The organism is Clostridium sp. AF34-13 (assembly GCF_003477845.1).
GTDB classification, from domain to species: domain Bacteria; phylum Bacillota; class Clostridia; order Lachnospirales; family Lachnospiraceae; genus Butyribacter; species Butyribacter intestini.
In genome coordinates, this window is record NZ_QUEB01000011.1 from 86188 (window position 1) to 109852 (window position 23665).

Below are 23665 nucleotides of genomic sequence, written 5' to 3' on the forward strand. Positions count from 1 at the left end.
CTCTTATTCATAAAATTCTGGAAATGTTTTTCTAAAATAATTATCAGACATTCTAAAATATTTATCATAGCCATCAAAATAATTATATTTCTGCTGCATTTTAAACTCTTTGAACATAGGGAAGAAGTGATTTAACATAGAGTCAGAATATATATCTGTTTTAAAAATTCTTCGACACATAACTTCACCTGGATTTACATTTAACCTACCAGACATAACCATTTGGTCGGACAAAAATTGCTTATACACAATATCTAAACTGATATTATATCCATCTTTCTTAGAAATACCATACTTAATAACGTGGCGATTACCATCTTCTTCATCAAATACAGTTGTATGACAGTCAGGACAGATAAATGTCACATAATTCATATCATCTATTTTAATTAATTTGTGTCCACAAATAGGACAGATAGTTGTTTTGTTCATATAAAATCCTCCTAAAATAATTCTTATACTTTTATATTCTCTTTTCATTTTATAGAAATCTATTTATTTATCATGAAAACAAATGAAATGAAATTTCTATTTACTCCACAAAATATACAGGTACTTTTCCCATTCCATATTTCTTATAAATCAAATAAGAGCAATATCCATCCACCAATTCAAAATTTTTGTTTAACTTAATTTTGCCTAAAGTTCCATATTTCCTAAAATTATATAATTTTTCTTTAAATTTCTTAGAATTTGGACTTGTGATTTGAAAATCATATGTAATAACAATATCTTTAATAGGTATCCAATACTCAATATCAGTTCTATAACCAAATAACAAATTTTTTAATATTTTAGTCATCATCATTAAAATCCTCCATTTCTTCAAATTTATATCCCAACCAATCAGCCAACCAATTAATACCAGGGATACATTCCCTATGTATATATTCACCATCATCATTCTCTAAAAACTCATCACCTATTTCAATAGGTTCACTGCATTCACAACACATATAACTGCTTTGTACTGGTTCATACTCTGGACATCCCACCTTATGATATCCAACCCCATGACAATAAGGACAACATAATCTCATGGTTTAAACCACCTCCTCTACATATTCATACCCATACCCATCGTTGGTTGTATAGTATATGTGTTTGATACCAAGATCTTTGATTGCAGCCATACAACTAGGACATGGTCGTGCCAATCCGTGTTCCTGATCATAACGAGTCCTGTAAATATACAATTTCACTTTGGAAAAATTAATATTGAGGTGACGAATAGAAGAGATGCAACTAATCTCGGCGTGAAGTTTTGGTAGGAGATTATTGATACGATATTGATTATAATACTGTTGTAAAGGATGAGTTTTATCTGTATTATATCCAACACCAATAATTTTACCTTGGTATACTGCAACACAACCAATATGTATTTTTTGAAAATCTGATAAATCGGCAATATTACGAGCTTTTAAGAAATATCTACGATCCGTTTTACTTATCAAGCCAAACCTCCCAGTAACCGTCACGGTATCTTGTTTTTAAGTCTTCATAATGAAATTTCAATAGATCAAGGATGTGATAGATATAATAAACATAATCGACCTGACCCGCACGTATATTACGTAGCACATCATTTATAAAACTGCAATATTCCTGCCAATTAGTTGCTCCACTATATTCACCGTATTTCTCAGTATTCCATGTACCAGGTTTCTGAGAATATTTACCAGTCATTCTCGTAACAGTTGTAGCTGGTGTAACAAATAGCTTGCGAATCTGAAGTTCTTGCTGCCATTTTTCATCGGTGAGATCAGAAGATGGTCTTCCGTTTGTATTACTTACAAGTTTCATCTCTTTTAATTCTTCTAAAGTCATTGATTTGTATATATTCATTTTTTTCTTTACCTGCTCCTTTTCAAAAATTGTCTTTTCAAGGTTGTCTGCCTCTACATATTTATTTATTCTCTTTTTGTTTGGTGTTGATGTTGAAAAATCTTCAATATCAATTTCACCTGAAAATGTGTTATAGTTCTGTGTGTAACTTGTTTTCATATTTTAATAATTCTCCTTTAGTTTTTAAAATAATTTTGTTCATTGCAATCAGCTCCTTTTGAGTGCTGCGTTAATTGGTTTCTGTATTTTATTGTTCTCCAAAAGTTCTATCTGTTTTTTTATTTCCTTATCAGGACTATATTCTTTATCAATTCTTTGACCGTGTTCATCATGAATAAAATGCCTATAATCAGCAAACACCTTTGGAGTAGTAGCATATTTTTCTTTGCCATCCTTAATATATTTTTCTCTCTTCATAGGTTGACATTTTACAATTTTGAGTTCTTCTAAAATGTCAACTATACGACTAACATATCTTTCAGAAAGTCCAATATCTTCTGAAATAGTCTTAAAATATCTATAACAACATAGCGGTTTGCCATCCATTCGATTCAAATTAACACGAATATAAGAGAGTACAAGTAGAATATAAGCTGATGATATTCTTGCAGTATCAATCTCTTTATCCTTTAATTCTTCTTTGAAATTTAATATTGCATCCAATTCATCAAAGTAAATGATTCCAAACTTGTCAGGAACATCAAATTTTTCTATATTAAGTTTTACTTGCTGGTATTTGACCGAATTAGTCTTTTCTTTTAGACTTTTCTCAAAATCTGGACACAATTCAAAGTATCCATAATGATAGAGAAGTAATAGAACTTCATAATATTTCTGATTTATCTTTCCATCTCTGTAGTTAGGTTTCAATTTAGACCAGTGGCAAAGCTCTGTTGTAGAAAATGCCACTGTGTCATCAAGTGAACGCCTTGCACAAAGATATGAGAAGATTATCACACGTTTAGACGAGAGATCTTTATCATAAATGATTTCTCTTGGAATTTTTACATAGTTTGGCAAGACGTATCACCTCACTATGCTGCGAATGGATTTATTTCACCGTTATTGGTAGATTTTAAATACTGTGTTAAGGCACGACATTTTTCAGAACTAAGTACACCGTTATCTCTTTTTTCAATTAAACTATCAATACAATGTCTAATATACCATCCAGACGGTGTCCAATAGTTCGCAAATTCCTTTGCTTGAGAATACATACTATTTTCTTGCTCATAGTTTTCCATATTTAAATCATGCCACGAATCTAAATCAAATTTAGTAGCAATATCTCCATAAATCTTTTTAAATAAAAATGAACTAAATAATACATATTCACAGCTATCTATATCATTATTAAATAAACTCCAAACTCTTGATTTACATAATTTATTAAAATTCCTCTTTCTTTTTGAATGAAATGGCGAACAAATAACATTTGTGTTTTTCTTTAAGTTTTCTACCTCTGTTTGTGTCTTTTCATGCTCTTTTTCTATAATGTCAATTCTCGCTTTTTGCTTTTCGCTTTGTTCTTTAATTAGTTCTAACTGTTCGTTAATGTCTTTCTTGTCAACTTCATTCAATTCATTTCTAAGATAGTCTCTTTCATTCTTTGTCATTTCTGCGATAGCTTTTGTTCTAAAATTTTCCATATGTAATTTCCTCTCTTTCTTACTGTACGTCTACGACATAATCAATATTATTATTTAAAAGTTTCTTCATTTCATCAGACCAATCATCAATCCTGCTAATAATATCTGTTAAATTTCCGACACATACATCACTAGAATCAAGCCTTTCCATACAACGCTTGAATTTAATTGGAGCAAGCTCTGTCTCTAACAATTTCTGTAATCTTACAGTCAGACCTGCCAATTCGGTAGCAGAGTCGATTTGACGACCTAAATCGGTTTTCTGTTTTGTAAGAAATTTAATATCAGATTTTAACTTGTTATATTTATCAGATTCTTCCTGATTGAGTTTGACTTTTCGTTCCAATATATTTTTCTCCGTTTTGAGTTCAGAGATTTGTGTTTCTAACTCTTTTACTTTTGGGTTATCATTTTCTAGCTGTTTAATCTTGTCAATATACTGTTGAACTTGCTTTTGCGTTATTTTTTTTGTAGTATCCATTGAAGAAATAAGTTTAATCTGTTCATCTTCTGATAATTCTTTCATTATTGCAAGAGCAGTATGCGTTGTTACAATTCCTGTATCTACGAGATCTTCTAATTCAGGGATTGCTTTTGCCAAACGCATATAATTGTTCATGGTTTGATGGCTTATACCATAATCTTGAGCAAGATCCTTTTGTGTGGATGGAGCATTAGCTAAATCTGGTGTATGCAAAATTTTTGCACTCACCTTTTTATGCTGATTTCCTTGAAAAGATTTTGCACCATGCTCAAATCCATACCAATCGTTCAAAAACTGAAAACACTTGCCAAGTTTAATAGGATTGGCATTACCAACTACACGTTGACGTAGATTTGATTCAATTAAATCCTTTACATCAGTTTCTTTTTTGTAATCATCATCAGAGTAATGAATAACCTTATAATCAATACTTTCTATATTTAATACCTTACAAGCTCGTACTCTTTGATGTCCACTGATAATAATGTTTTTATCAGTGATAGTAATAGCATTTGTTATTCCTGATGACCTCACCGACTGAATCATAGAATCCCAAGCATCACCTGTCATATCATCAAAGAATTCATTATTCCTTGGATGTGGTTTTAATTCGTTAATGTTAATCTGTTGCATTTTTTAATCTTCCTTTCTTTAATAAAAATATTTTTGTTTTACAGTTACAATTTGTGAGATGAGAGTGTGATAAGTGGTTCAATAGTATATTCTCCATTTGAATTCAAAAAAACATTAAAAATTGCACTTGTATGAAATTGTTAAAAATTCATTTGGGTACATGCTGTATGTACCTAAAAGTGAAAATTTACTTCATTTGGGTACATCCCAGCTATCAATTTTGTGCAGTCTATATCTATATAGACTCATATTATCAAGAGAAGAATATTCCGTTTGTATTTCGCTAACGCTACATACAAACTCCATAAATTTTTGTTTAATTGTTATTGGTTGATTTAGGTACATGATGTTTTGGATTGATGGTTTCATTTGGGTACATGTATGATGTACCTATAGTTTTATTCTCCATCTGGGTTATTATTCTGTTCCAAATCAACATACTTCTCTTTGTAAATATCCTCTACAAAGAATACTGGTAATTTGTCATGGTACTTTTCATATAATTCCTCATCAGAAATACGAGAGTAGCATTTGCCTATTGGTGAGTTAACTTCTCTGATATAATCTTTTATAATAGATTTATTTTCCTTGAATCGCTCATTTATTTTTCCACAAATAGTACAGTAGGTATATAAACCTGTATTAAGACGAGTCTTTCCTGCAAATATAGATTTGTTTTGAATCAGACATTCTTCATAATGATGTTTGTGCTTTGATTTGCGGTTACTCTTTGAGATATTACTTTCTGTTGACTTGAGATATTTTGGTATTTCTGTTTCATATTTGTTCATTTGGTTTTCATTCCTTTCTATGTTGATATTTATATATTCTCTATCTGAATTGTATTTATGAGCTTGTTATCAGTTGTCTACCCTAAAGATATTCTTTTCTCGCTGACGCTGCGAAAAGACCGTCCCTATCAAGGGACTATATCTATGCTGTCGCATGAATAAATTTTTAATCTTACTTACAATAGTGATGGAAGAGTAATTGTTTTTATAGTCTACTATTAGAGATATTTGTTGTAAAATGAGATAATTTTAAAATTTTATACAGTTTATGACAAATTGTATGTCTGACTGTTAAAATGGATTTTTGATGCAATTTTTAACGATTTGAGTGAGCATATAGAACATATGAAATATATGAATCAATTTATCTTGTTATAATATTCTTGTTATTATTTTTTGGTTTGGTTGTATAATATAATGTTTTTTACCTGCTATTATGGGCGATTATCTTTAAAAATTGCAGTAAATTTCGTTTGAAAGGCATTTAATGATAAATTGGTAGGCTAGAACATAAAGTGTCTAATTTTTCTTTGAGAATGAAATTTTGTGAGCATATAGAACAGATGAAATTTTGATATAAAAATAAGACATCTTACGATGCCTTATCAAATATTGTTGGTATTTTTGTATTTATATTATTGGTATCAGTTAAATTATTTTGTTCTAATAAATTATCTACTATAGACTCAAATAGTTTACGCAGTGTTTTGTTATGCTCAATCACATCAAGTGTATAACATGATTCTAAATGATTTTCATAACAGTAATCATCTATTTCTTGATTAAGATCTATGTCTGGATATGTATTTTTCATCTCATTATAGAGATTTTTATATAGTTCTTTATAAGATATTTGGAAATAGTCTGTTGAAAGTTGATATTTTGGGAACATCTTAGTTGACCAATATGACCATTTCTTTTTAGGAAGCTGTTGTGGCTTTTTGAGAAAGTTAATTTCTTGCTGCATTGATGTCATTGTCTGTGTGAGAGTGGTAAGTGTATTAGTTATTGAGGTCAATGTTGATGTTATCTGAGATAAATCAGGCGTTAATTTATTATGTCTGTATTTTTCTATGATATCCCATGTCCAGTCCATAAACATGTTAGCATTCTTTTGTCTTGACCAACGACAAATCTCCATAATACCTCTTTCTGTATAAAGCATTGTGTTATAACATTTCCCATCAGTTGCCCTCAGTTTAGTGGTAACTGATAATTCGTCTAAACGATTTCTGTGCTTAGAATGAATGTTATCAATTGCTTTTTGTGGATTAGAATATTCCAATGCCTGACCAATCTGTTCTCTTGTTAAAAGAATGTCATCATTCATATTCCTGTAGAAGTTGCATGGTAAGTTGTTGAATGTTTCAGTTGAAATTAATGTTAAGTTGCTCATAATTTGATTCCTTTCTTTTTATGTTAAATGCGATTTATAAGTTTCTGATTGTATATTCTCTGTTTGATTTTATTTTTTTGCATAAAAATAAGACAGACTGAGTAATCAATCTGCCTTAAATAATTAATTTTTATTTAGAATATAACCAACTAGACTCTGGTTTAGCTATGAGACGAGCATTATTATATGCCATATCAAGTGTTAAGCATGTATATCCTTGATAACAATTATCTAATTTTGTGACTGCAAGAGCTAAATCAGGTTTTCCTTCATCTGTGTCTAAACATAAAGGAAGTAATAATTGGATTTTATCTTCATAACATTGTGGAATTGCTAATTTATAATTTGCTGAAACTCTACGTTTCATTAATTCAACTGCGCCTGTTAAGATGCACATTTTATTTTCTTTTTCTAAAAATCCTTTTGGCAATCTTTCTTTATTCTTTTCATCTTCCAAAATATGCTTGAAATGTATGTCTATTGGATAATGCCAATCAAACAATAAAAGAGAAGGATCTTCAAAATAATTGGCTTTTTGTGGACGTTCAGATATTCCATGTTGATTTAATTCATGCCCAGTAAGAAATGATACATTATACTCTTGATCAGAATATGCATATATTGATTCATAATATTTTGTAAAAAGTCCTGTATTAAATAAGGCATAATTATCTTTTCTTATAATTTGTCTTTCTGTTCTAAGACGTTTATAGGTATGAACTAAATAATTAGTTAGTATACCATTATTAGGATAGGTCGGATTTGACCAAATTTCTTTATCTGCTTTTTTAGATAAAAGTTCAGTATATTCATTCCAGTTTACATTAAAATGCCCCATATGCTCAGCTCCTTTTGTATTCTTAAACGCTTCTGTAAGTATATCATATTTTTGAGATTCTGGAAATGGGAAAGTAGCAGTGTTATCTGATTTATATAATTCAAATGGATATGATTCATATTTTTGTAATTTTTGTGGTATGTATTCACCTTGTAAATTATTGCAAGCTGTTTGATATGCTTCTAATGGGGTGTTGGCATATACGAGATAGATATGGTCGTAAGGTTCGTAGCAATAAGCTGCTGTCGTTGGTATTAGATATGTATTCATTTGAGTTCTCCTTTAAGTTGAATAATTATTTTTTGTATTGATTATATAGTTATTCTCTTATTGGAGTGATTTTGTATGGTTTTTATATACCCCTTTATGTTGATAATAGATGTGACGATAGAAGGTTAAGTTTTTTAAGATGAGAATAGTAAATTTTTGATACAAAAAGTGTTATCGAATTTTGCCTTATATAATAGGTAGTTTTTAATTTTTAGATAGAATTTTTAGAAACATGAATTTTTCAAAAATAGGGTTTGACAGGGCTAAAAGTATTGATTTTGTTTGGTTTTAACGATATGGGGTACGATAACTGGTTTAATGGAGTAAATTTGGGATTTTGCTTAATTTTTGTGGGATTTTAAGAGATTGTTTTTTTTTTGATTATAAAAAATGATGGATTATTTTTTAGTTGGTGTATAGATGAAGCTGCTATACCCAGAATAAGAAACAAGAACACTTGTTTTGGTTTTTACTACCCCCCCAAACATATGTTTTTCTGCGGTATTTCTTCATTTTTCCGCAGTCGAACAAAAGTTTGGTTTTTCTTTACTGGATAAGTTGAACAAGTGTTCCGAACATCTGTTTTTATGCTGATATTGAGCTGAACAAAAATTTATCGTAATTTTTTTAAAATTATCATTGACAATAACATAATCATGTGATAACATAGATAATGTCAATAGAACATAGCAACACACGAAAACAATTTTTAAAAGTTTTCAAAAATGCTATTGACAATCACATAAAAATGTGATAAGATATAGACAAGTTGAAAGAAGTACTGTAAAACGAGCCTTCCTTGTAAGGTCGGGAAAATTACAACTTGACAATCACACGAAAGTGTGATAATATAAAATCACCGCAAGGGGGATAACCTCAAAACGGTAAGTACCTTGGAAACTGTATATTGAAAAAAGTTTTTATGTAAAACTTTTGGTTGCTCCCGTACTAGGTGGAGTGTAAAAAGTCCAAATTTTTTACATAGAAAAGGAGGTGTATTCAATGATATACATCTTGTTAAAGTTAGTTTGCTACTTGTTGGCAATACTAATCTTAGTTGACATTTTACATAATGTCAGCAAGTAACAACTAACTTATTTTCAATGTATAAACATTGACACCTCCACGGCTTATGCCGTCACTGAAAAATGAAGTGACTGACTATAGACCAACCATCTATAACTCTATCACAGTTCGGTGAAAATTTCAATATATTTTTTTTAAATACCACAATAATACCGCCTTTTTGGTGGAAGTGGGTTATTGCAACTCATGTACTTTGTGGTTGCACATTGATAATTAAATAGTAGTACCGTCTGTAATTTTAAATTACGGTAAAGATGGGCTTATCCAGTGAGATAGTGCTTGTAAAAGTGCAATGACTCTCACGACCCCGACGGGATAACGATAACGCATTCTTTACAATTTAAAACGAGGTACAATCTGCCCTATAAGCAGGGATGTGAATAAGGGGCAGTCCATAAGGCGATAGTGAAAACCTCAAACACGCTAGCAGTCTGTCTATTTGAAGGCTATAGTGACATGGTGTGTGGTGCAAGTCCTAGAGGTCAATAACTATAAAGTGGTGTAGATTATAAGTCCGTACTTATAAAAGTTATTAAGACATGACTAATAATAGTATCTAATTCCACTTGTGGGCGATGAGATACAACGAGGGGTTGTAATCATTAAAAGGTTATAACCCTCATCAAAGTTTTACATAGTGTTTTAAGGCTAGATAAGTCTATCTGAAAAACATTAGGCACACTACGAGTGCAGACTTTTCTGAATCAAAAATAAATGGTAGTTTGTGTCATTGTAACATCAGCTCTAGCACTAGCCTTTTGCCAGTGTGTAAAACACTAAAACTATACAATAATAATGTTCGTGGATGTCCCCACGCTAAAACTAGGATGGATGGAGTATATATTATGGCTAAAAATCAGATTAACTTTTCAAAAATGACAGAGGTTGCACACAATCAGCTCAACACATTTAAAGAATCAGCTTATGCAATAGCAGAAGAAGATTTACGGTTTAAGGCTGAAATGAAGCCACTTAAAGCAAAGCTTGACGCAATCCTTGCTAATCGTGACAATGACATGAAGCAGGGAATGTCTGTTGACGAGGTTGTTGTAAAATTCCCACGCACCGAAATTGACAACGAGATCCGCAAGGCTGAAACTAATCATCAGGTGATTGTTGAACCGCTTAACAAGGCTATGAAAGATAGTTATGTTTTCGTTCCTGAAAATATCTTTACGGCATATACGCTTAAAATCAATGACGGTAAGCGCGGTGAATTTCTCAAGGCTATTACTGAATTTCTTTCTAATTTAGGCATTGAGGGATGTTCTCAGGGACAGATTAGCAAGTTTGCAGAATCAATGTCGGATAAACTCGGCGCAAAGTATGCCACATCAAAGAAAATTGTTGAGGATGGCACTCTTGTAACCGCCATGAAAAAGAATCAGTTTAACAAACTTTTCATGGCTGTATTCTGTGAAATGTATATCAAGTAACTGAATTTGATATAATAAAAGAATAGTGCATAGTTAGAGGAGCAGATCAACGCAAAAGGTCTGCTCTTTTATAGTGTGCATTATCACAAATTACTTGTAAATCACACAGTTATGTGATAGAATGGAGGTGTATCTAATGGAGGTAAAATAATATGATTGTATATAAAAAATTAGAAAAAATATTGCAAGATAGAAACATGCAATGGAAATCATTGTGTAATGCTGGAATTTCTGTAAATATGCCAGCTAAATTTTCAAAAAACAAACCAATGAATACGGACATTATAAACAAAGTCTGTGAATATCTCCATGTCCAACCAAGCGAAATTATGGAATGGATACCTGACGCAGAATATAACAAGGCAAACGAAGAAAAACAAGCAATAGAAGCCCAAATAGCAGAACTTCAAGCGAAATTAAAGAATATGTAAGGAAGTGATTATAATGAATAAGAAAAATAATTTAAATGGGATAACCTGTGTACGCTTTAACGACTACACAGATTACGACCCTAATCGTTGTCACAACGGAGGTAGCTATGGTTTCTGGACGGACTATGACCGTCTTGAAAACGGAAAATGGGAAATCAGTTACGGTACAACTGCCGATTTCTCATACTGTCCTCGTTGTGGCAGTTTCAACGATCATTATGAAGGTGATGATTGTTGTTATGATTCGGGCTATAGTTGTGGAGAATTTGAGCAGATAACCGAAACTGAATTGCTCAAACTTATCAATGAGTTTGAGGAAACAGATAAGGAGTATATAGAGTACGAATAAATAATATATACTCCTTTATATAACCACGCAAACCAAAGCACCCATCACATAGGGTGCTATTTTTATACCCAAAAACGCAAAATAAAAGGAGGAAAACAATTATGTATCAGTACACAAATAAAAATGGAGAAACTTTTGGAATCTCACACACAGAATCTAGCACTATGGCTTATATTAACGGCTCATATGTGGCACAGGCAGAAACGGAAAGAGAACTTGAAGAAATTCTTGACCACTTTTCACACACAGATACTAATACAACACGCAATTATATTGGTATCTCAAAAGAAGAAAAGGCTACCGATTAAGGTAGCCAACTTCCTATTTAAATGCTTTTCCTAAAGCGTTACGGAAATCATCGTTATTAAAAACATCAACATCATTTTCAATAATATCTAACTCCTGTAATGTCTTACAGATTGTGCGAATGTAAACGAAACGAGAAAAATCTGTTGTGGCACGAACAACTTTTACTAAATCCTCTGGCGTGATTGGATTATGTAATTGTTCAAGATTTGTCACACGAAAAAAATTCTCGTCTTCACACTTACAAGCTTCTTCGGAAGCTAAAGCAAGTTTAGAAATAAGTTCGCTTGTTTTAATTTTATCCATAATAAATACCTCCTTTGTGTTTATTATTTATTATACAAGGGAGTACAGTAAAAAGCAAGGAGGAAGTCAACATGACAACAAAAGGAATAAAAACAAATAACCTTGCGTTCACAATGCAACGCAAGTCATCACGGAAATACAAAAAGGACAAACCTGAGAAATGGATCAGACAATCAGGCGAAAGCAAAGCGATGTTAGCAAAACAGTTAATGTCGCTTTTTTAATTGAATAAAGGCGAATAATATAAGTAAACAATAATAAATATTAGGAGGAACACATAACAAAATGGAATCATTTAATTTTAGGATAGTGCCAATGTCAAAAGATGTTGACATAATTGATACAAACAGGGTAACACCTGTTGAATCTTTGTCAGGTGTAAAACTTATGGAGTATATTGAAGTGGATAAAACACTTTTGTACTCCAAAAGACAAGAAAAAAGAGAAAATGTAAATGCAAACGAGAGTAAATCATTTGCATCAATTTTAGGTGACGCAATGAATAAATTAAGGAGGTGAGATTGTATGAGTATGATACACACTAAATTGACACAATACATTTGTGCACTGTCAAAGCCTGAGCAGGATAAAATTCTTGAAAAGGCAAAAAAGAAAATTGAACAATTAGTTTCAGAGTGCGAAGTCGAAAATGAACTTGAAATAATTCGCAATTCAAGGGTCTGTGATGTTGCGGATTTAATTGAAGCATAAATACAGGAGGTGATTTTTATGGTAGATTTAAAAAAACCCACTTGTAAGGGGTGTAAGTATTATAATGTATGTGGTGAAACAACAAGAAAAGAGCCATGTGCAGGAAAAGAAACAAGTAAACAGAAATAAATAATATATAAAAGCAAAGGGCGATTGTCAGAAAGATGATCGCCTTATTTTAATAGAAAGGTTAAAAAGGTAAAAATTATGTGTAAAATCAACGGAAAGAAACTGAGCGAAATCAGAATAGAAAAAGGTATCTCAAGAATGGAATTGGCTTCACGGATTGGATTATCAAAATCATCCATTCAGAAATACGAAACAGGTGTAGCAAATCCATCTGATAAAGTAGCAGATAAGATTTGCATGATTTTGAAAATAAACAAAAAAGAAATTGAAGTACATGATATAGGATATAACTTTATGGATAATACAAGTAAGACTGTCGAGTATGTGCGAAAACAGAAAGGATTTATTAGATATTTAACACCAACTGAAACAGAAAAATGGGTTCACAATCATTGTGAATTTGATGAAAAGACAGCTAAATGCAAGATACAAACTGCTTTGAATAATTCTTTTGGTATAGCAAAAAAGAAATACATACTGCTTGATCCGACACTTGTACATATACCAGATTGGCAAAGAGATACAGACATGGCAAAAACCATTGAAATTGCAGAAAATTATAATGAGAATAAATTTGATCCAATTAAAATTTATATACATGATGGGATTTTAGATGTTGCTGACGGTGCACATAGATTAGTCGCAATTATTAGAAAAAACGAAGAAGCAAAAAAGAAAGATGAACCGTTAATACAGGCACAAATGGAAATAACAGAATGCAATGAGCATGAGGCAATTCTAACATTCTTAGGTCAGCAGTCAGGGCGAAAAACAATGAGCGTTGCAGATACATATAGAGCAGGAGTTAAAGCAAATATAAAAGAATATATAGACTTTAAGAACTTATTTGAAGGATATAATATTCAAATTACAAGTGAAATGCACAAATTAAAAAATCCAATAGGTGTAATAAATCCGTCAGGAGAAGCGTTACGATTAGTTGAAAGAGATAGGGAAACACTCATTAAAGTTTTGGATTTGATTATTAAATTGGATTGGTGTGGAGCAAAGAAAAATGTATTTATTATCCGTAATTTAAAAGCATTACAGAGTTTATACGCAACATACGGAGATGAGATTGAAGAAAAATTACTGAAAAATTGCAAAGGTGCTGTTTATTTTGAAAGTAAAATATCTTGTATAACAAGCAAAGCAGAACTGTATGACATTCTTTCAGCAGAAATCAGTAAATAAAAGCGAATATATAAATGAAAGAGGTGAGATTATATGAGAGGATTACCAAAAAGACTTTCAAGAGAGATGCGAGAATTTGTCCCTATATTGGAAGTGAATAATTACGAATGTAGAAGATCAAGCGGTAGCCATTTTATGTTTGTAAATGCAGTTTCAGGGAAAACATTAGTTGTAAATACTCATCTTAACAAGATGGTTAGACATAAATTAATTAGGGATTATAAATTGAATTTGGAGGTGCGTTAAATGAAAGAATTTCATAGAGAATTGTTAAAACTAAACAATTCAGAAGGCAAATGCTTTGGACTAATTGAAACAAGCAACAATTATATTGTAGCTTGCGATTACGACCCATCACAGAGATGGAGAGAGCAATGGGGACATGGCATATATTATTCATTTTTAAATGAAAGAGAAAAAATATTTGCTTTAGAAAAAGCTTCTCATATATTGAGAAGGAAGGCAGATATATATACAGAAGATGAAAGAGAAGAAGCTCTGCACAACGCAAAATGTGGAGGAGTTCCTGTTGAAAGTTTATCTAAAGAACAAATCATGTATCAAGTGCATGATTATTGGAATGAATAAGGAGGTAAGGAAAATGAAAACATATAATTTGGTAGGCAAGGACATAGGGATAGAAGTTAAAGCTAATTCAAAAGAGGAAGCTATCGAAAAAGCGGAAGAGATTTTGTTACAGGGATTAGGTGGCTATGTCGAGTGCATAGATATGATATATAAGGTGGTAAGAGAGTGTTTTGATCCAAAGTTAAATGTAGCACCTTATGAAGAGATAATAGAAAAAGAATTTAAAACCTATGAAGAAGCTTGGAGTTATGCTGAAATCTTAGCAGAGGAAGAGGTAAATGATCTGAATGAAGATTGTGAATCTGGAATTAGTTTTGGAATAGCTGAAGGTGATGAAGCTTACCAGAATAATAAAACTATTAAAGTGCAGTGTTATTGTGAAAATGATGATAACACTGAAGAAGTGACACATTACAGAATAGAAGAAATGGATATTTCATAGGAAGGTAAATGGTGATAGCATGAAAAAAGTAAAAGTAACAATGACTGTTGTATTAAATGATGAAGCAGGTGTAGAAGAAATTAAAAAGTGGGAGCATCACATTGACTATATGATTGATATGGATAGTTATCCAGAAATTCATCACATTGAAAATGTAAATGTTGAGGAACAGTAAATGCGTGTTTCTTATGAATTGGAGGTAAGAGAAATGAAATATAAAAGACGGTTAAGATGTATAAAGGATTATGAAGAAGATTTAACAGGCGATGATGATTTTGCTACAGTTTGGACGGCTGGTAAAGTATATGGAGCAATTAAGCATCATGACGGAACATATACAGTTGAAACAAATATGGGTACAAAAGGAATTGTAGGTGTTGATTATTCATGTACACCAGATTATTTTGAAGAAGTGAACACAAACTAAATGCTTGTTTTATTAGATTAGAAAGGTAGGTAAGGGAAATGTATATTTTTACAATTACTTATAATTTTGATGGAAGTAGTGTTGCAAAGAAATGTGAGACAATGGAAGAAGCTATTAAAACACTTCATGAGTATCTTGATGAAGAAGTAAACACAATCAAAAACGAAAGCGAATATGAACCATCTGTATTAGATTGGTCAGAGGATGATGTTGTTCTTGTATATGCAGAAGGCTATACAAAAGAAACAGAAGATAGAAATTATGCATTGGAAGATTGTGCTTATTATAGAATTTTTGAGGTGTAAGAAATTCGCATTTCATTGGAGGAAATATTATGACATTTAAAGAGATGATTTTTAAAGGCTTATGTGATGGAACAGTAAAGATTATCAGTAATCCAAACGATGATTGTATTGCTTGCCAAATTGGAGAATTTTGGTTTTACTTTATTGGAAGTGAAGATGAAGATTTAACACCTGATGAAGTATATGAGTCATATACCAAAGAACAACTTACAGAAATGATTTATTCAACATTGCAGGATATGGAAAAGAATGAATTTGATGAAGTTGAATATTATAAAGCATTTTTGGAAGAAGAATATGAAGCGAATAATAAAAATATAAGCATGAATGAATTGGCAGAATTATTAGATGCAAGAGATAAATTATGTGCCTTTTGTGAAAATGATAATTGCGAAAAATGTCAAGTAACAATGCTTATTGATGATGCTTACAATGAATGCCCCGAAGCAGATGAATAAAGCAAATTAAACTAAGATTTCTTAGGAAGGAGTGAAGAAAATGACTAAAAGAAAACCACGATGGAAGGATTTGTCTTTTGAGGACAGAATAGAAAAGCAGTTAGTACGGGCTGGATTGTCAAAAGAGAATGCTTCTAAATGGAAAGATACTTATAAGAAGCGTCATACTAAACAGAATAATGCAACCGCAAAGGCAGTTATGAGAATAAATACCTAGCTGCCTATTTTATTACAAGAAAGCGAGGAAATGAATATGGAAAATTGGGTTGACAAAATGAATGAGATGTTTGCTGAAAACTGCTATACGGACAATGGACGTGTGACAGTTGATTACTGCAAAAATGCAGACAAGTTGTTAGTTACTGTTTTGGAAGATACTTTTATTATTAGCAATTTGGGAGAGTATACAGATTTTGGGCTGATGATGAAGTGTATGGAGATGGTGAAATCACTTTACAATAAGTAGACTATAAAGGGGGATGAATTATGTATGATTTTACAAAAAACGAAATGGAAATTATTAAAGATAACCTGATGGCATTTATTGCAAACTTTGGTTATCCACGGATTACAAGAGGAGACGATGGAGAAAGTTTCTATGTATTCACTGATGATTCAGATTCATGGAGACAGTATTGTTACAACATTGACTATCTCAATGGATGGTTATATGGCTGCGTTCAGGCAGCTTGTGGAAATCCAAAGCGAGATGAAGAAATGAGAGAAATGTGTAATAGTGCAAGTTTTAGAGAAAGATATGCAATCTTGTATGGAGAAAGAGAAACGAAAAATATCAGTGGACATAAATGCTATGTGTTTACATATTCAGAAGATGACGAATACCAGGATGCAAACGGAGCTTTATATGACATAGTGACAAGAAGTTGGAGAAATTAGAAAGGCAGGTTGATTAGTATGTTTGAAAAATATAATGACGCAGAACAGTTGAGTTGCAAGAATGTGTTAGATGGAAGATATGTATCAAAAGTTGATGGATGGAAAGATATTGATGATGATACAAGATATGAATTATTTAAATTATTCAGAGAATATGTTGCGAATACAGCAAGAGGCAGACGTAGACAGAGAATTATGAACGCAAGTATGAATTATGTTGAATCTTGTGGAATTTTAAACAGACTTTATTACAGTTTTGAAAGAGACAGAGTTGAATATTGTTGTGGACAGGAATGGAATTCAGAAATGGCAATATTAAGAGATTGCTTTGATTAAGGAGGTTGAGTGTTATGAAAATAATTGACAAGGCTGTTTTATCAGACGGAACGAAAATACAGCTTGAAGATTGGCATAGTGAAAACACAAAAGCATATCCAGATTTACACGGATATATGATTGGTGCTTATCCGATAGCAAAAAACACAAACAAATGGGGGCTAATAAAAACAGGTAAGAGATTTAGGTTAGGTATTGATAGAAACGAATATGCAAAATATACCGATGACATGGTGCTTGCAGATTATGAAGCGTTGAAAAATGGAACTAAAACACTTGCTGATTTGCGAGAACATTTTTGGAACAGAGAAAAAGATGCGTTTTACTTAGGCTTAATTGATAAAGAGCCAGAGTGGTAAAGGAGCGTGATTATATGGCAAAACAGTTTATAAGAGAAATAAAACCACATGTGAATCTATATAGAGATACATTAAATGGAATTGCGTGGATTGAAGATGGTTCAACTGGACTTGGAATTAGTGTTCATTCAAACATAGATAAAAGCGGCTCTGTTACAGGAATGAAAAATCTTGGTTATTGGGACAGATCAGACAGAATAGTACAGAGTCATGGATGGAAATATAATATTGACAGATTCGTATGTGATAAAGACAACAAATTAGAAATGATTGTGGCTGATGAATGTATGTGTCAAGGTTGTATTGAAAGGAGACAAAAATATGGCAAAACAAATATATTACTTGCATAGTTGTAATGAATGGAAAGAGTATTCCAGCATGAGACTTTTATTCATTGGCACATCTCAACAGAAGTTAAAGATGAAAATCTCGAAAGAGATTGAAGAAGGCAACATGGAATATAAACCTATCACTACAAGATACGATTATGTGGATGGAGAATTTAAGCTAGTTGACAAAGAAAATACTCCAAAAGAACAGGCAAAACTATTCAGGAAGGATTGGGAAACAGAAACAAGGGATATTATTAAGTCTGAATTAAAATATGGAGATTTTGATTATACATATAATAATGAAGAAATGTAATCAAATGAAATTGTAATTTTATAAGAAAGGTAAAAGGTGATAATTATGGCAGATAAAAAGAAAACAAAAAGATTGCACATTGCAATGACTTATACATTCGTGGGGGATGTAGGAATTGATATTCCTATGGAATTGTTAGAAGGTAAAACAGAAGAAGAACAGTATGATATTGCATTTGATTATGCAAAGAATCATATTGATGAAATTCCAGTTGCAACCAATGCAGAATATCTTTCTGATTCGGATGAATTTGAAAGAGATGATATTGATTTTGAAGAAGATGAAGACTAATATAGAGAATAATAAGGCAGACGCAAACAAATGTGTCTGTCTTATTTTATTGGAAGGAGAATGAAAAATGAAACAAAATCGGGTTTGTTATTACATTGAAGATAGTCAGTTTGGAATGTATGTATCATATGGAATATATGAGTATAAAACAACATGTACTCACAAAGTATCACGGTTGAAAGCACCAGAAATCAGACTAATAAACGGAGTTCCATTTGATGATTTCCAGTCAGAAACGGAATTTAAGAAAGTTCCTAAAGGATGGACTTATAGTACAGATTTATATACAGTCACAGAGGATCTGGAAAAGAAAGATAAAATCAATGCTGCAATGAAAGGTAGATCCATCAAAAATCCTTTAGATATTCAGTGGTTATTTGATAATGGTTATCTTGTAAAAATGGAAAATGTAGAGCCAATTATTGAACCTGAATTTAATCATAATACATATAGACTTGTGAAAAAATATCCTGCATGGACACAATGTTATGGAAGTCATAATGATGCATATCCGAATGAAGTGTTCGAGACTTATGAGGATGCTGAAAAGCGAATGAATGAAATTAAGGAAATCAGGCACAGAAAAGCGGTTGAATGTGCATTATTAGACTTTTATGAGGATTTAGAATGGGCATTAGAAAAATATGAAGCTGAACATGGTGGAAGAGAAATTGAAGAAATAAGGCAGAAAATTTTAGCAAGACCACATTTAGATGACACTATGTTTAGATACTACAAGGGAGAAATTCTTGTCGTATCAAGGGAAGCACATAGAAAAGATACACATATTGAATGGGAAAAGATAGCATAGAAAGTGAGGTTGGTTGATATGAGAAAACACGAAAATTTTCATTGGGGTGGATATAAATATGCACCTGAATCAGTAGGATTTTCCTTAAATGGAAAGCACATAAATTTCCCAGAAGAAGTAAGAAGTCGTTTGGCATATTTAGCAGTATGCGGAGAGAACAAAAAGTTATTAATTGAATTAAAACGAGCATTACGAGCAGAAGAAAAGAAACCACGAGTTGTAGGAAAATGTATTTGTTTCTTTAAGAAAGATTCAAACGAGTTCTATTATACACAGCAGCTTAGATATAGCCCAGATGATTTACATGATGCATTAAGATGTTATAAGGAATGGAAAAGATATATTCAGAGTAAGAATTGCATGTTGGAGACTGGATATGAAGTAACTGAGGGTGAATTTAATCCGTACGGAGAGAGTAAAGCAAAACGGAAAACTATTACAAGCGTTGTAGACTTGACAAGATGTAGAAGTATTAACATTATAAGAGAACCGATTTTTGGATAGGAGATAGCAATTATGATAGTAGACAAAATAGAAAATAATATTTGGACTAGAACAGATACAGACGAAAATGAGGTTTTATGTAAGATTGAGTCTTTAGGAAACAATGTTTATAAAGCAACTAATCGCTTCACAAAAATTACAGCGGAAATTGTGCCTATTGATGATTATAAAACGTTGATAAGATGTATTGAAAATAAGCAAGCTGATAAAAATGGAGTATATAGGAAAACAAAGAAACTGGCTGATCATAATACAAGTTGGTTAAATTATATGTGTCAGGAAATTGGCTTCGTAAGAAAAGCTAAACCAACAGAATAAAATCAAAGGAAAGAACTGTTTCTTAAAGAGAAAGCGAGGTAGCAAATATGATAGTAAGAGCAATATGGGAATTTGATGTAGATGACTCGGAAATGGATGGGAAATGTGTAGATATAAAAGGATTATGTGAAGATTTAACAAGAAGAGAATTGGAATATTGTTTAAAACACAATAAATTAAATGCAGATGATTTTCAATATGAATGTCATCCTGAATTACCTAGTGATTGGGATTAAGAAAGTGAGGTATAAGATATGAATGTATTAAGAGTAGAACTTATAAGGGAGATTGGAAATGTAAAAGAATACAAAATTACTTATCAAGAGGATAATGTGGTTACAGCAAAAGTTGTAGGGAAAACTTTTAATTATGATGAAGAGGAAATTAAAAATATTCCGGAAACTGTACTTAATTTTGCAGAGAATTGGATTCTTGGAGAACTATAAAGGAGCGTGAAATTATGACAAGCACAATAGAAAGAGATTTTGTAATAAAAAATGGTGTAGTAAGTTTTCCAATGAAAGAATATCCAAACTATTGTGGAATTGAAGATATTGGATATATTTCACACGGAGAATGGGCTGATGCAGAACTTGAATACAAGGGAGAGTTATTTAATGAACATATAATAACTGATCCAATGTATGATAGATTTTATGCGGATTTTCCTGAAAAAGACGGAGATTATGATGAATTTGAAAAGTATGTGTATGAGCATAGTGATGAAGTGTATGAGTTGTTAGAATATGAATTATTTAAAATAAGGAGTGATGAAAAATGAAAATTACGCAGACAAGAGTAAAGCAATATAACAGTACATATAAAACAGTTATTTCAGTTGATGGGATTCCTATATGTATTACACGGAGTAACAAGAGAGCAAGTGACATTGTTTCTTATTTGTCTGGATATGAAGTTGAGATTAATGATGGAAAATTAAAAAAGCAGTTGGATAAGATCAGAGTTGGAAAGTGAGGTTGAGTAATATAAGTAAATTAAGAGTATGGTGGATTCCACAGGTAGGGGCAGATGGTGGAGCATTTTATATTCCAATTAATACAGTAGAAGAAGGCAAAAAGATTATGGATTTATTGGCTGCTTATGACGCATTTCAGTTACAGAACAGAATTAAACCAGATTATTGCAATACAGGCGGTATTCAGATTTGGAACGAAGAAGAGTCCGAATGGGAAGATTGGTGGATGGAGACGGAAGATGATTATTTCGATGATGTGGATGATTATTGTGAGCAGTGTGAAAAGGCAGATGAGTTGGAAAATTTTAGAAGCAAACTGTTTAATCAGATTGATTGGGATAAGATTCATAAAATGACAATGTAAAGAAATAGCAATTTCATTTTAAGATTGGAGAGTGATTTTATGGTAACAGAAAATGGAATGGTAATGATGACAGTTGAGGAATATAACTTATTAAATATGACAAAAAGCAAAGTTGAGGAACTTGAAAAGTCAAATGAAATGCTACGAAAAGCAATGATACAGTTAACTGGTAAGGGCAATACAACGGATATTAAAGTTTCTCGTTCAGATTTTGTTAAAATGCACGATATGGCAGTGAACGAAATGTTTGAGACAAATAGTGAAGAGAACGATGTTTATGGACATAATATCACAGTACATTGGCATGGAATGTATTGCAGTTGTTCAGATGGAGCAACACCAAGTAATTATATAATTCCTGCAATAGTAGATTGTGATAACGAATTAGATTTGGAGGAGGAATAAAGTAAATGAGAGAATTTATAGTTAGATGGACAGCAAGTGGATATTGTGTAGACTTTTATTATATGGTTGTTGCTGAATCATTAGATAAAGCAAAAGAATTATGGGATGAATATGTAAATACACATGAGGATATTCAATATTCATGGAATAAAGCTGTTAAGGCAGTTAAAAATCATTATGGTGGATATATCACATGGAAAGATAATGGAGAAAGTGATAAGGCTGAAGGCTGTTATAAAATGGAAAATGTGAATACCTATGAAGGTAGCGATCATTTAAGAGACTAAGGAGTGGCAAAATGAGAGATATTGATATTCACTTTAGACAAACAGGAGATAATGAGTATTGGTTGATATACAATCAAGAATCATTTGTAATTAAAACATATAATGATGGAAAATTTCACAACAAATTATATGAGTGCGAGAAGGAAATTCCAGAAGAACTTGAATGGTTTGTTGATACTGTAATTAGAAGAGAGTTAGAAATGGAGTGATGATATATGTACAAATGTGGAAATATGTAAAGCCTGAAACAGACAATTGCAGTTACAAAGATGATAGATGTTGTTATTATTGTGATAAGAAATGGGATTGTAAAGCAAAAACAAAATGTAAATTTGATTGTTGGGATGATGACGATGATAATAAAGATGATGTAAATGCTTATTGGGAAGATGACAAGGAGTGATGATATATGAAACTTACAGAGGAAACCGTAATTAAGAAATATAGAGAAAATGATATTCTCATTAAAACAATTAAACAATTTTACTATGATACAGAAGAAGAAAAAGCTGAACACTGTAAGGAAATGGAGCATAACGGCTATAATGATAGTGGTCAGGTAAAAAAGAATCTTGGAACAATCATGAAACCTGAACATGTATGGTTTGGAAGCTATTATAAATTTGAAGTTAAATAAACTTGAAACAAGAGTTTCAAGTTTTAATTTTAGAAAGGAAATGGTGAACATTATGAGTATGAGAAGTAGTTTTGTATATGGATTTGGATTTAATTGTGATTGTGATGAGGGAAAATTAATTGATTTTATCAAAAATCATAAAGAAACATTTACTAAATCAGAATGTGAAAAGAAACTATATGATGAATTGCTCGATTATACAGAAAATGAGTATGATTTAGAAGATTTCTTTAAAGATTATGAGTGTGAGAATAATGGATCTTATGGATTAGGTGCAATAATTGCTAATATCATGTCAAGAGAAACTGGGATTAGATTTGATTATTGTATGCCAGATGATAGTGGTGATACATTAGCGTCTGTTGTGTTTGGATCTGGCTATCCTTGGCAGCTTAATGATATTGAAAGAAATATATCAGAAAAAGCATTAAAAGATACCTGTAAAAAATACATGGATGAAATTGGTTTAATTGATGAACCTGATTATTTAGAACTTGAGTATTTTGGATAACCATAAAATGAGGTTTACTGTGAAGAATGGAGGATATATGATGAAACGTGATTTAGTAGATGAATTGTATAAAATAGCGTATAAACGATATAGAGAAAAATATCCAAATAAAGATTTCGCATCTATTCCAAATTTTTTAGATTCACTTTGGTTCAGTATTGAAGGTGAACTTAATAGAAATGGATACGATGCTGCAAGAAAATATGCAGAAGAAGCAGAGTTAATTGTATTAAGGTGAATGAAATGA

At 31.6% G+C, this 23665-nt stretch carries 50 protein-coding genes; 38 read left to right on the top strand and 12 right to left on the bottom strand.

Annotated features, from left to right (window positions below; all coding sequences use genetic code 11):
• Window positions 1-3: 3 nt before the first annotated feature.
• The 11 genes from DWZ63_RS10440 to DWZ63_RS10490 all read right to left on the bottom strand — a co-directional run bounded on the left by DWZ63_RS10440 (window position 4) and on the right by DWZ63_RS10490 (window position 7909).
• Window positions 4-432: a hypothetical protein gene (locus DWZ63_RS10440; protein ID WP_118499821.1), complete on the bottom strand. Its 429-nt coding sequence runs from the start codon at window positions 430-432 to the stop codon at window positions 4-6.
• A gap of 100 nt (window positions 433-532) precedes the next feature.
• Window positions 533-808, bottom strand: a complete 276-nt coding sequence (locus DWZ63_RS10445) for a hypothetical protein (RefSeq protein ID WP_118499822.1) — start codon at window positions 806-808, stop codon at window positions 533-535.
• The gene (locus DWZ63_RS10450; RefSeq protein ID WP_118499823.1) at window positions 795-1040 is read right to left on the bottom strand and encodes a hypothetical protein; all 246 of its coding nucleotides are present in this window, start codon (window positions 1038-1040) and stop codon (window positions 795-797) included. The genes DWZ63_RS10445 and DWZ63_RS10450 overlap by 14 nt, the downstream gene beginning before the upstream one ends.
• A gap of 3 nt (window positions 1041-1043) precedes the next feature.
• Window positions 1044-1457 carry a deaminase gene (locus tag DWZ63_RS10455; RefSeq protein ID WP_118499824.1) on the bottom strand — a complete coding sequence of 138 codons (414 nt, stop codon included), beginning with the start codon at window positions 1455-1457 and terminating at the stop codon, window positions 1044-1046.
• The gene (locus tag DWZ63_RS10460) at window positions 1447-2007 is read right to left on the bottom strand and encodes a hypothetical protein (RefSeq protein ID WP_118499825.1); all 561 of its coding nucleotides are present in this window, start codon (window positions 2005-2007) and stop codon (window positions 1447-1449) included. Before DWZ63_RS10460 ends, DWZ63_RS10455 begins: the two co-directional genes overlap by 11 nt.
• 48 nt (window positions 2008-2055) lie before the next feature.
• Entirely contained in the window at window positions 2056-2868 is an 813-nt protein-coding gene (locus DWZ63_RS10465) for a hypothetical protein (RefSeq protein ID WP_243020590.1), read from the bottom strand.
• Window positions 2869-2882: 14 nt separating this feature from the next.
• Window positions 2883-3497 (bottom strand): hypothetical protein, encoded by a 615-nt coding sequence (locus DWZ63_RS10470; protein WP_118499826.1) that lies wholly within the window; start codon window positions 3495-3497, stop codon window positions 2883-2885.
• Between the two features lie 19 nt (window positions 3498-3516).
• On the bottom strand, window positions 3517-4614 hold the full coding sequence (locus tag DWZ63_RS10475; protein ID WP_118499827.1) for a ParB/RepB/Spo0J family partition protein: 1098 nt from the start codon (window positions 4612-4614) through the stop codon (window positions 3517-3519).
• A gap of 398 nt (window positions 4615-5012) precedes the next feature.
• The gene (locus DWZ63_RS10480) at window positions 5013-5405 is read right to left on the bottom strand and encodes a hypothetical protein (RefSeq protein ID WP_118499828.1); all 393 of its coding nucleotides are present in this window, start codon (window positions 5403-5405) and stop codon (window positions 5013-5015) included.
• A gap of 592 nt (window positions 5406-5997) precedes the next feature.
• Entirely contained in the window at window positions 5998-6801 is an 804-nt protein-coding gene (locus DWZ63_RS10485; protein ID WP_147353222.1) for a BRO family protein, read from the bottom strand.
• A gap of 130 nt (window positions 6802-6931) precedes the next feature.
• Window positions 6932-7909 carry a DUF3825 domain-containing protein gene (locus tag DWZ63_RS10490; RefSeq protein WP_118499830.1) on the bottom strand — a complete coding sequence of 326 codons (978 nt, stop codon included), beginning with the start codon at window positions 7907-7909 and terminating at the stop codon, window positions 6932-6934.
• A 1931-nt stretch (window positions 7910-9840) separates the two neighbouring features.
• Between DWZ63_RS10490 and DWZ63_RS10495 the strand changes: the two genes are divergently transcribed.
• From DWZ63_RS10495 to DWZ63_RS10510, 4 genes are all read left to right on the top strand, one after another.
• Window positions 9841-10431 (top strand): hypothetical protein, encoded by a 591-nt coding sequence (locus tag DWZ63_RS10495; RefSeq protein ID WP_118499831.1) that lies wholly within the window; start codon window positions 9841-9843, stop codon window positions 10429-10431.
• Between the two features lie 152 nt (window positions 10432-10583).
• Window positions 10584-10862 carry a helix-turn-helix transcriptional regulator gene (locus tag DWZ63_RS10500; RefSeq protein WP_118499832.1) on the top strand — a complete coding sequence of 93 codons (279 nt, stop codon included), beginning with the start codon at window positions 10584-10586 and terminating at the stop codon, window positions 10860-10862.
• Window positions 10863-10875: 13 nt separating this feature from the next.
• Window positions 10876-11211 (top strand): hypothetical protein, encoded by a 336-nt coding sequence (locus DWZ63_RS10505; RefSeq protein WP_118499833.1) that lies wholly within the window; start codon window positions 10876-10878, stop codon window positions 11209-11211.
• Window positions 11212-11312: 101 nt separating this feature from the next.
• Complete coding sequence (locus DWZ63_RS10510; protein WP_118499834.1) at window positions 11313-11519, top strand: hypothetical protein; 207 nt, start codon at window positions 11313-11315, stop codon at window positions 11517-11519.
• 13 nt (window positions 11520-11532) lie between these two features.
• Here DWZ63_RS10510 and DWZ63_RS10515 read toward each other — a convergent pair whose 3' ends face one another.
• Window positions 11533-11823 carry a hypothetical protein gene (locus DWZ63_RS10515; protein ID WP_118499835.1) on the bottom strand — a complete coding sequence of 97 codons (291 nt, stop codon included), beginning with the start codon at window positions 11821-11823 and terminating at the stop codon, window positions 11533-11535.
• A gap of 71 nt (window positions 11824-11894) precedes the next feature.
• Here DWZ63_RS10515 and DWZ63_RS15740 point away from each other — a divergent pair, with 71 nt between their 5' ends.
• The 34 genes from DWZ63_RS15740 (at window position 11895) to DWZ63_RS10670 (ending at window position 23656) form a co-directional block, all read left to right on the top strand.
• The gene (locus tag DWZ63_RS15740) at window positions 11895-12047 is read left to right on the top strand and encodes a hypothetical protein (protein WP_182431495.1); all 153 of its coding nucleotides are present in this window, start codon (window positions 11895-11897) and stop codon (window positions 12045-12047) included.
• 61 nt (window positions 12048-12108) lie between these two features.
• Window positions 12109-12342: a hypothetical protein gene (locus DWZ63_RS10520; protein WP_118499836.1), complete on the top strand. Its 234-nt coding sequence runs from the start codon at window positions 12109-12111 to the stop codon at window positions 12340-12342.
• A gap of 6 nt (window positions 12343-12348) precedes the next feature.
• Window positions 12349-12534 carry a hypothetical protein gene (locus DWZ63_RS10525; RefSeq protein WP_118499837.1) on the top strand — a complete coding sequence of 62 codons (186 nt, stop codon included), beginning with the start codon at window positions 12349-12351 and terminating at the stop codon, window positions 12532-12534.
• A 207-nt stretch (window positions 12535-12741) separates the two neighbouring features.
• Window positions 12742-13857 (top strand): helix-turn-helix transcriptional regulator, encoded by a 1116-nt coding sequence (locus tag DWZ63_RS10530; RefSeq protein WP_118499838.1) that lies wholly within the window; start codon window positions 12742-12744, stop codon window positions 13855-13857.
• Between the two features lie 33 nt (window positions 13858-13890).
• Window positions 13891-14103 (top strand): type II toxin-antitoxin system HicA family toxin, encoded by a 213-nt coding sequence (locus tag DWZ63_RS10535; protein ID WP_118499839.1) that lies wholly within the window; start codon window positions 13891-13893, stop codon window positions 14101-14103.
• The gene (locus DWZ63_RS10540; protein WP_118499840.1) at window positions 14104-14445 is read left to right on the top strand and encodes a hypothetical protein; all 342 of its coding nucleotides are present in this window, start codon (window positions 14104-14106) and stop codon (window positions 14443-14445) included.
• A 13-nt stretch (window positions 14446-14458) separates the two neighbouring features.
• Window positions 14459-14887 (top strand): hypothetical protein, encoded by a 429-nt coding sequence (locus tag DWZ63_RS10545; protein WP_118499841.1) that lies wholly within the window; start codon window positions 14459-14461, stop codon window positions 14885-14887.
• Window positions 14888-14906: 19 nt separating this feature from the next.
• Window positions 14907-15062 carry a hypothetical protein gene (locus DWZ63_RS15745; RefSeq protein WP_182431496.1) on the top strand — a complete coding sequence of 52 codons (156 nt, stop codon included), beginning with the start codon at window positions 14907-14909 and terminating at the stop codon, window positions 15060-15062.
• A 33-nt stretch (window positions 15063-15095) separates the two neighbouring features.
• Window positions 15096-15314 (top strand): hypothetical protein, encoded by a 219-nt coding sequence (locus tag DWZ63_RS10550; RefSeq protein ID WP_147353223.1) that lies wholly within the window; start codon window positions 15096-15098, stop codon window positions 15312-15314.
• A gap of 38 nt (window positions 15315-15352) precedes the next feature.
• Complete coding sequence (locus tag DWZ63_RS10555) at window positions 15353-15619, top strand: hypothetical protein (protein WP_118499843.1); 267 nt, start codon at window positions 15353-15355, stop codon at window positions 15617-15619.
• Between the two features lie 29 nt (window positions 15620-15648).
• On the top strand, window positions 15649-16077 hold the full coding sequence (locus tag DWZ63_RS10560; protein WP_118499844.1) for a hypothetical protein: 429 nt from the start codon (window positions 15649-15651) through the stop codon (window positions 16075-16077).
• 40 nt (window positions 16078-16117) lie between these two features.
• Window positions 16118-16294 (top strand): hypothetical protein, encoded by a 177-nt coding sequence (locus DWZ63_RS15750; protein WP_182431497.1) that lies wholly within the window; start codon window positions 16118-16120, stop codon window positions 16292-16294.
• A 36-nt stretch (window positions 16295-16330) separates the two neighbouring features.
• Window positions 16331-16543: a hypothetical protein gene (locus tag DWZ63_RS10565; RefSeq protein WP_118499845.1), complete on the top strand. Its 213-nt coding sequence runs from the start codon at window positions 16331-16333 to the stop codon at window positions 16541-16543.
• 20 nt (window positions 16544-16563) lie between these two features.
• Window positions 16564-16974, top strand: coding sequence for a hypothetical protein (locus DWZ63_RS10570; RefSeq protein ID WP_118499846.1), 411 nt, complete (start codon window positions 16564-16566; stop codon window positions 16972-16974).
• Between the two features lie 18 nt (window positions 16975-16992).
• The gene (locus DWZ63_RS10575) at window positions 16993-17310 is read left to right on the top strand and encodes a hypothetical protein (RefSeq protein ID WP_118499847.1); all 318 of its coding nucleotides are present in this window, start codon (window positions 16993-16995) and stop codon (window positions 17308-17310) included.
• A gap of 14 nt (window positions 17311-17324) precedes the next feature.
• The gene (locus tag DWZ63_RS10580) at window positions 17325-17669 is read left to right on the top strand and encodes a hypothetical protein (protein WP_118499848.1); all 345 of its coding nucleotides are present in this window, start codon (window positions 17325-17327) and stop codon (window positions 17667-17669) included.
• 14 nt (window positions 17670-17683) lie between these two features.
• Window positions 17684-18019 carry a hypothetical protein gene (locus DWZ63_RS10585; protein WP_118499849.1) on the top strand — a complete coding sequence of 112 codons (336 nt, stop codon included), beginning with the start codon at window positions 17684-17686 and terminating at the stop codon, window positions 18017-18019.
• A complete protein-coding gene (locus DWZ63_RS10590; protein ID WP_118499850.1) occupies window positions 17991-18314 on the top strand; it encodes a hypothetical protein in 324 nt (107 codons plus the stop codon). The genes DWZ63_RS10585 and DWZ63_RS10590 overlap by 29 nt, the downstream gene beginning before the upstream one ends.
• Before the next feature lie 45 nt (window positions 18315-18359).
• Window positions 18360-18605: a hypothetical protein gene (locus DWZ63_RS10595; protein ID WP_118499851.1), complete on the top strand. Its 246-nt coding sequence runs from the start codon at window positions 18360-18362 to the stop codon at window positions 18603-18605.
• Between the two features lie 67 nt (window positions 18606-18672).
• Window positions 18673-19416 (top strand): hypothetical protein, encoded by a 744-nt coding sequence (locus DWZ63_RS10600; RefSeq protein ID WP_118499852.1) that lies wholly within the window; start codon window positions 18673-18675, stop codon window positions 19414-19416.
• A gap of 18 nt (window positions 19417-19434) precedes the next feature.
• Window positions 19435-19920 carry a hypothetical protein gene (locus tag DWZ63_RS10605; protein WP_118499853.1) on the top strand — a complete coding sequence of 162 codons (486 nt, stop codon included), beginning with the start codon at window positions 19435-19437 and terminating at the stop codon, window positions 19918-19920.
• Between the two features lie 12 nt (window positions 19921-19932).
• Window positions 19933-20238: a hypothetical protein gene (locus DWZ63_RS10610; RefSeq protein WP_118499854.1), complete on the top strand. Its 306-nt coding sequence runs from the start codon at window positions 19933-19935 to the stop codon at window positions 20236-20238.
• A gap of 47 nt (window positions 20239-20285) precedes the next feature.
• The gene (locus tag DWZ63_RS10615) at window positions 20286-20474 is read left to right on the top strand and encodes a hypothetical protein (RefSeq protein ID WP_118499855.1); all 189 of its coding nucleotides are present in this window, start codon (window positions 20286-20288) and stop codon (window positions 20472-20474) included.
• 18 nt (window positions 20475-20492) lie between these two features.
• Entirely contained in the window at window positions 20493-20684 is a 192-nt protein-coding gene (locus tag DWZ63_RS10620) for a hypothetical protein (protein ID WP_118499856.1), read from the top strand.
• Window positions 20685-20698: 14 nt separating this feature from the next.
• Complete coding sequence (locus DWZ63_RS10625; RefSeq protein ID WP_118499857.1) at window positions 20699-21019, top strand: hypothetical protein; 321 nt, start codon at window positions 20699-20701, stop codon at window positions 21017-21019.
• Window positions 21016-21213: a hypothetical protein gene (locus DWZ63_RS10630; RefSeq protein WP_118499858.1), complete on the top strand. Its 198-nt coding sequence runs from the start codon at window positions 21016-21018 to the stop codon at window positions 21211-21213. The genes DWZ63_RS10625 and DWZ63_RS10630 overlap by 4 nt, the downstream gene beginning before the upstream one ends.
• 2 nt (window positions 21214-21215) lie before the next feature.
• Complete coding sequence (locus DWZ63_RS10635; RefSeq protein WP_182431498.1) at window positions 21216-21578, top strand: hypothetical protein; 363 nt, start codon at window positions 21216-21218, stop codon at window positions 21576-21578.
• A 39-nt stretch (window positions 21579-21617) separates the two neighbouring features.
• On the top strand, window positions 21618-21983 hold the full coding sequence (locus DWZ63_RS10640; RefSeq protein WP_118499859.1) for a hypothetical protein: 366 nt from the start codon (window positions 21618-21620) through the stop codon (window positions 21981-21983).
• 5 nt (window positions 21984-21988) lie between these two features.
• Window positions 21989-22270, top strand: a complete 282-nt coding sequence (locus DWZ63_RS10645) for a hypothetical protein (protein WP_118499860.1) — start codon at window positions 21989-21991, stop codon at window positions 22268-22270.
• Between the two features lie 11 nt (window positions 22271-22281).
• A complete protein-coding gene (locus tag DWZ63_RS10650; RefSeq protein WP_118499861.1) occupies window positions 22282-22479 on the top strand; it encodes a hypothetical protein in 198 nt (65 codons plus the stop codon).
• Window positions 22476-22673, top strand: a complete 198-nt coding sequence (locus DWZ63_RS10655) for a hypothetical protein (protein ID WP_147353224.1) — start codon at window positions 22476-22478, stop codon at window positions 22671-22673. The genes DWZ63_RS10650 and DWZ63_RS10655 overlap by 4 nt, the downstream gene beginning before the upstream one ends.
• Window positions 22674-22679: 6 nt before the next feature.
• Window positions 22680-22907: a hypothetical protein gene (locus tag DWZ63_RS10660; protein ID WP_118499863.1), complete on the top strand. Its 228-nt coding sequence runs from the start codon at window positions 22680-22682 to the stop codon at window positions 22905-22907.
• A complete protein-coding gene (locus DWZ63_RS10665; RefSeq protein ID WP_118499864.1) occupies window positions 22894-23418 on the top strand; it encodes a hypothetical protein in 525 nt (174 codons plus the stop codon). The genes DWZ63_RS10660 and DWZ63_RS10665 overlap by 14 nt, the downstream gene beginning before the upstream one ends.
• A gap of 19 nt (window positions 23419-23437) precedes the next feature.
• Complete coding sequence (locus DWZ63_RS10670) at window positions 23438-23656, top strand: hypothetical protein (protein WP_147353225.1); 219 nt, start codon at window positions 23438-23440, stop codon at window positions 23654-23656.
• The last annotated feature ends 9 nt before the right edge of the window (window positions 23657-23665 follow it).

Bases quoted from the DNA above. Each gene is read 5' to 3' on its own strand.
- DWZ63_RS10440 (WP_118499821.1), bottom strand. From the start codon at position 432: ATGAACAAAACAACTATCTGTCCTATTTGTGGACACAAATTAATTAAA.
- DWZ63_RS10445 (WP_118499822.1), bottom strand. From the start codon at position 808: ATGATGATGACTAAAATATTAAAAAATTTGTTATTTGGTTATAGAACT.
- DWZ63_RS10450 (WP_118499823.1), bottom strand. From the start codon at position 1,040: ATGAGATTATGTTGTCCTTATTGTCATGGGGTTGGATATCATAAGGTG.
- DWZ63_RS10460 (WP_118499825.1), bottom strand. From the start codon at position 2,007: ATGAAAACAAGTTACACACAGAACTATAACACATTTTCAGGTGAAATT.
- DWZ63_RS10470 (WP_118499826.1), bottom strand. From the start codon at position 3,497: ATGGAAAATTTTAGAACAAAAGCTATCGCAGAAATGACAAAGAATGAA.
- DWZ63_RS10475 (WP_118499827.1), bottom strand. From the start codon at position 4,614: ATGCAACAGATTAACATTAACGAATTAAAACCACATCCAAGGAATAAT.
- DWZ63_RS10480 (WP_118499828.1), bottom strand. From the start codon at position 5,405: ATGAACAAATATGAAACAGAAATACCAAAATATCTCAAGTCAACAGAA.
- DWZ63_RS10485 (WP_147353222.1), bottom strand. From the start codon at position 6,801: ATGAGCAACTTAACATTAATTTCAACTGAAACATTCAACAACTTACCA.
- DWZ63_RS10490 (WP_118499830.1), bottom strand. From the start codon at position 7,909: ATGAATACATATCTAATACCAACGACAGCAGCTTATTGCTACGAACCT.
- DWZ63_RS10495 (WP_118499831.1), top strand. From the start codon at position 9,841: ATGGCTAAAAATCAGATTAACTTTTCAAAAATGACAGAGGTTGCACAC.
- DWZ63_RS10500 (WP_118499832.1), top strand. From the start codon at position 10,584: ATGATTGTATATAAAAAATTAGAAAAAATATTGCAAGATAGAAACATG.
- DWZ63_RS10505 (WP_118499833.1), top strand. From the start codon at position 10,876: ATGAATAAGAAAAATAATTTAAATGGGATAACCTGTGTACGCTTTAAC.
- DWZ63_RS10510 (WP_118499834.1), top strand. From the start codon at position 11,313: ATGTATCAGTACACAAATAAAAATGGAGAAACTTTTGGAATCTCACAC.
- DWZ63_RS10515 (WP_118499835.1), bottom strand. From the start codon at position 11,823: ATGGATAAAATTAAAACAAGCGAACTTATTTCTAAACTTGCTTTAGCT.
- DWZ63_RS15740 (WP_182431495.1), top strand. From the start codon at position 11,895: ATGACAACAAAAGGAATAAAAACAAATAACCTTGCGTTCACAATGCAA.
- DWZ63_RS10520 (WP_118499836.1), top strand. From the start codon at position 12,109: ATGGAATCATTTAATTTTAGGATAGTGCCAATGTCAAAAGATGTTGAC.
- DWZ63_RS10525 (WP_118499837.1), top strand. From the start codon at position 12,349: ATGAGTATGATACACACTAAATTGACACAATACATTTGTGCACTGTCA.
- DWZ63_RS10530 (WP_118499838.1), top strand. From the start codon at position 12,742: ATGTGTAAAATCAACGGAAAGAAACTGAGCGAAATCAGAATAGAAAAA.
- DWZ63_RS10535 (WP_118499839.1), top strand. From the start codon at position 13,891: ATGAGAGGATTACCAAAAAGACTTTCAAGAGAGATGCGAGAATTTGTC.
- DWZ63_RS10540 (WP_118499840.1), top strand. From the start codon at position 14,104: ATGAAAGAATTTCATAGAGAATTGTTAAAACTAAACAATTCAGAAGGC.
- DWZ63_RS10545 (WP_118499841.1), top strand. From the start codon at position 14,459: ATGAAAACATATAATTTGGTAGGCAAGGACATAGGGATAGAAGTTAAA.
- DWZ63_RS15745 (WP_182431496.1), top strand. From the start codon at position 14,907: ATGAAAAAAGTAAAAGTAACAATGACTGTTGTATTAAATGATGAAGCA.
- DWZ63_RS10550 (WP_147353223.1), top strand. From the start codon at position 15,096: ATGAAATATAAAAGACGGTTAAGATGTATAAAGGATTATGAAGAAGAT.
- DWZ63_RS10555 (WP_118499843.1), top strand. From the start codon at position 15,353: ATGTATATTTTTACAATTACTTATAATTTTGATGGAAGTAGTGTTGCA.
- DWZ63_RS10560 (WP_118499844.1), top strand. From the start codon at position 15,649: ATGACATTTAAAGAGATGATTTTTAAAGGCTTATGTGATGGAACAGTA.
- DWZ63_RS15750 (WP_182431497.1), top strand. From the start codon at position 16,118: ATGACTAAAAGAAAACCACGATGGAAGGATTTGTCTTTTGAGGACAGA.
- DWZ63_RS10565 (WP_118499845.1), top strand. From the start codon at position 16,331: ATGGAAAATTGGGTTGACAAAATGAATGAGATGTTTGCTGAAAACTGC.
- DWZ63_RS10570 (WP_118499846.1), top strand. From the start codon at position 16,564: ATGTATGATTTTACAAAAAACGAAATGGAAATTATTAAAGATAACCTG.
- DWZ63_RS10575 (WP_118499847.1), top strand. From the start codon at position 16,993: ATGTTTGAAAAATATAATGACGCAGAACAGTTGAGTTGCAAGAATGTG.
- DWZ63_RS10580 (WP_118499848.1), top strand. From the start codon at position 17,325: ATGAAAATAATTGACAAGGCTGTTTTATCAGACGGAACGAAAATACAG.
- DWZ63_RS10585 (WP_118499849.1), top strand. From the start codon at position 17,684: ATGGCAAAACAGTTTATAAGAGAAATAAAACCACATGTGAATCTATAT.
- DWZ63_RS10590 (WP_118499850.1), top strand. From the start codon at position 17,991: ATGGCAAAACAAATATATTACTTGCATAGTTGTAATGAATGGAAAGAG.
- DWZ63_RS10595 (WP_118499851.1), top strand. From the start codon at position 18,360: ATGGCAGATAAAAAGAAAACAAAAAGATTGCACATTGCAATGACTTAT.
- DWZ63_RS10600 (WP_118499852.1), top strand. From the start codon at position 18,673: ATGAAACAAAATCGGGTTTGTTATTACATTGAAGATAGTCAGTTTGGA.
- DWZ63_RS10605 (WP_118499853.1), top strand. From the start codon at position 19,435: ATGAGAAAACACGAAAATTTTCATTGGGGTGGATATAAATATGCACCT.
- DWZ63_RS10610 (WP_118499854.1), top strand. From the start codon at position 19,933: ATGATAGTAGACAAAATAGAAAATAATATTTGGACTAGAACAGATACA.
- DWZ63_RS10615 (WP_118499855.1), top strand. From the start codon at position 20,286: ATGATAGTAAGAGCAATATGGGAATTTGATGTAGATGACTCGGAAATG.
- DWZ63_RS10620 (WP_118499856.1), top strand. From the start codon at position 20,493: ATGAATGTATTAAGAGTAGAACTTATAAGGGAGATTGGAAATGTAAAA.
- DWZ63_RS10625 (WP_118499857.1), top strand. From the start codon at position 20,699: ATGACAAGCACAATAGAAAGAGATTTTGTAATAAAAAATGGTGTAGTA.
- DWZ63_RS10630 (WP_118499858.1), top strand. From the start codon at position 21,016: ATGAAAATTACGCAGACAAGAGTAAAGCAATATAACAGTACATATAAA.
- DWZ63_RS10640 (WP_118499859.1), top strand. From the start codon at position 21,618: ATGGTAACAGAAAATGGAATGGTAATGATGACAGTTGAGGAATATAAC.
- DWZ63_RS10645 (WP_118499860.1), top strand. From the start codon at position 21,989: ATGAGAGAATTTATAGTTAGATGGACAGCAAGTGGATATTGTGTAGAC.
- DWZ63_RS10650 (WP_118499861.1), top strand. From the start codon at position 22,282: ATGAGAGATATTGATATTCACTTTAGACAAACAGGAGATAATGAGTAT.
- DWZ63_RS10660 (WP_118499863.1), top strand. From the start codon at position 22,680: ATGAAACTTACAGAGGAAACCGTAATTAAGAAATATAGAGAAAATGAT.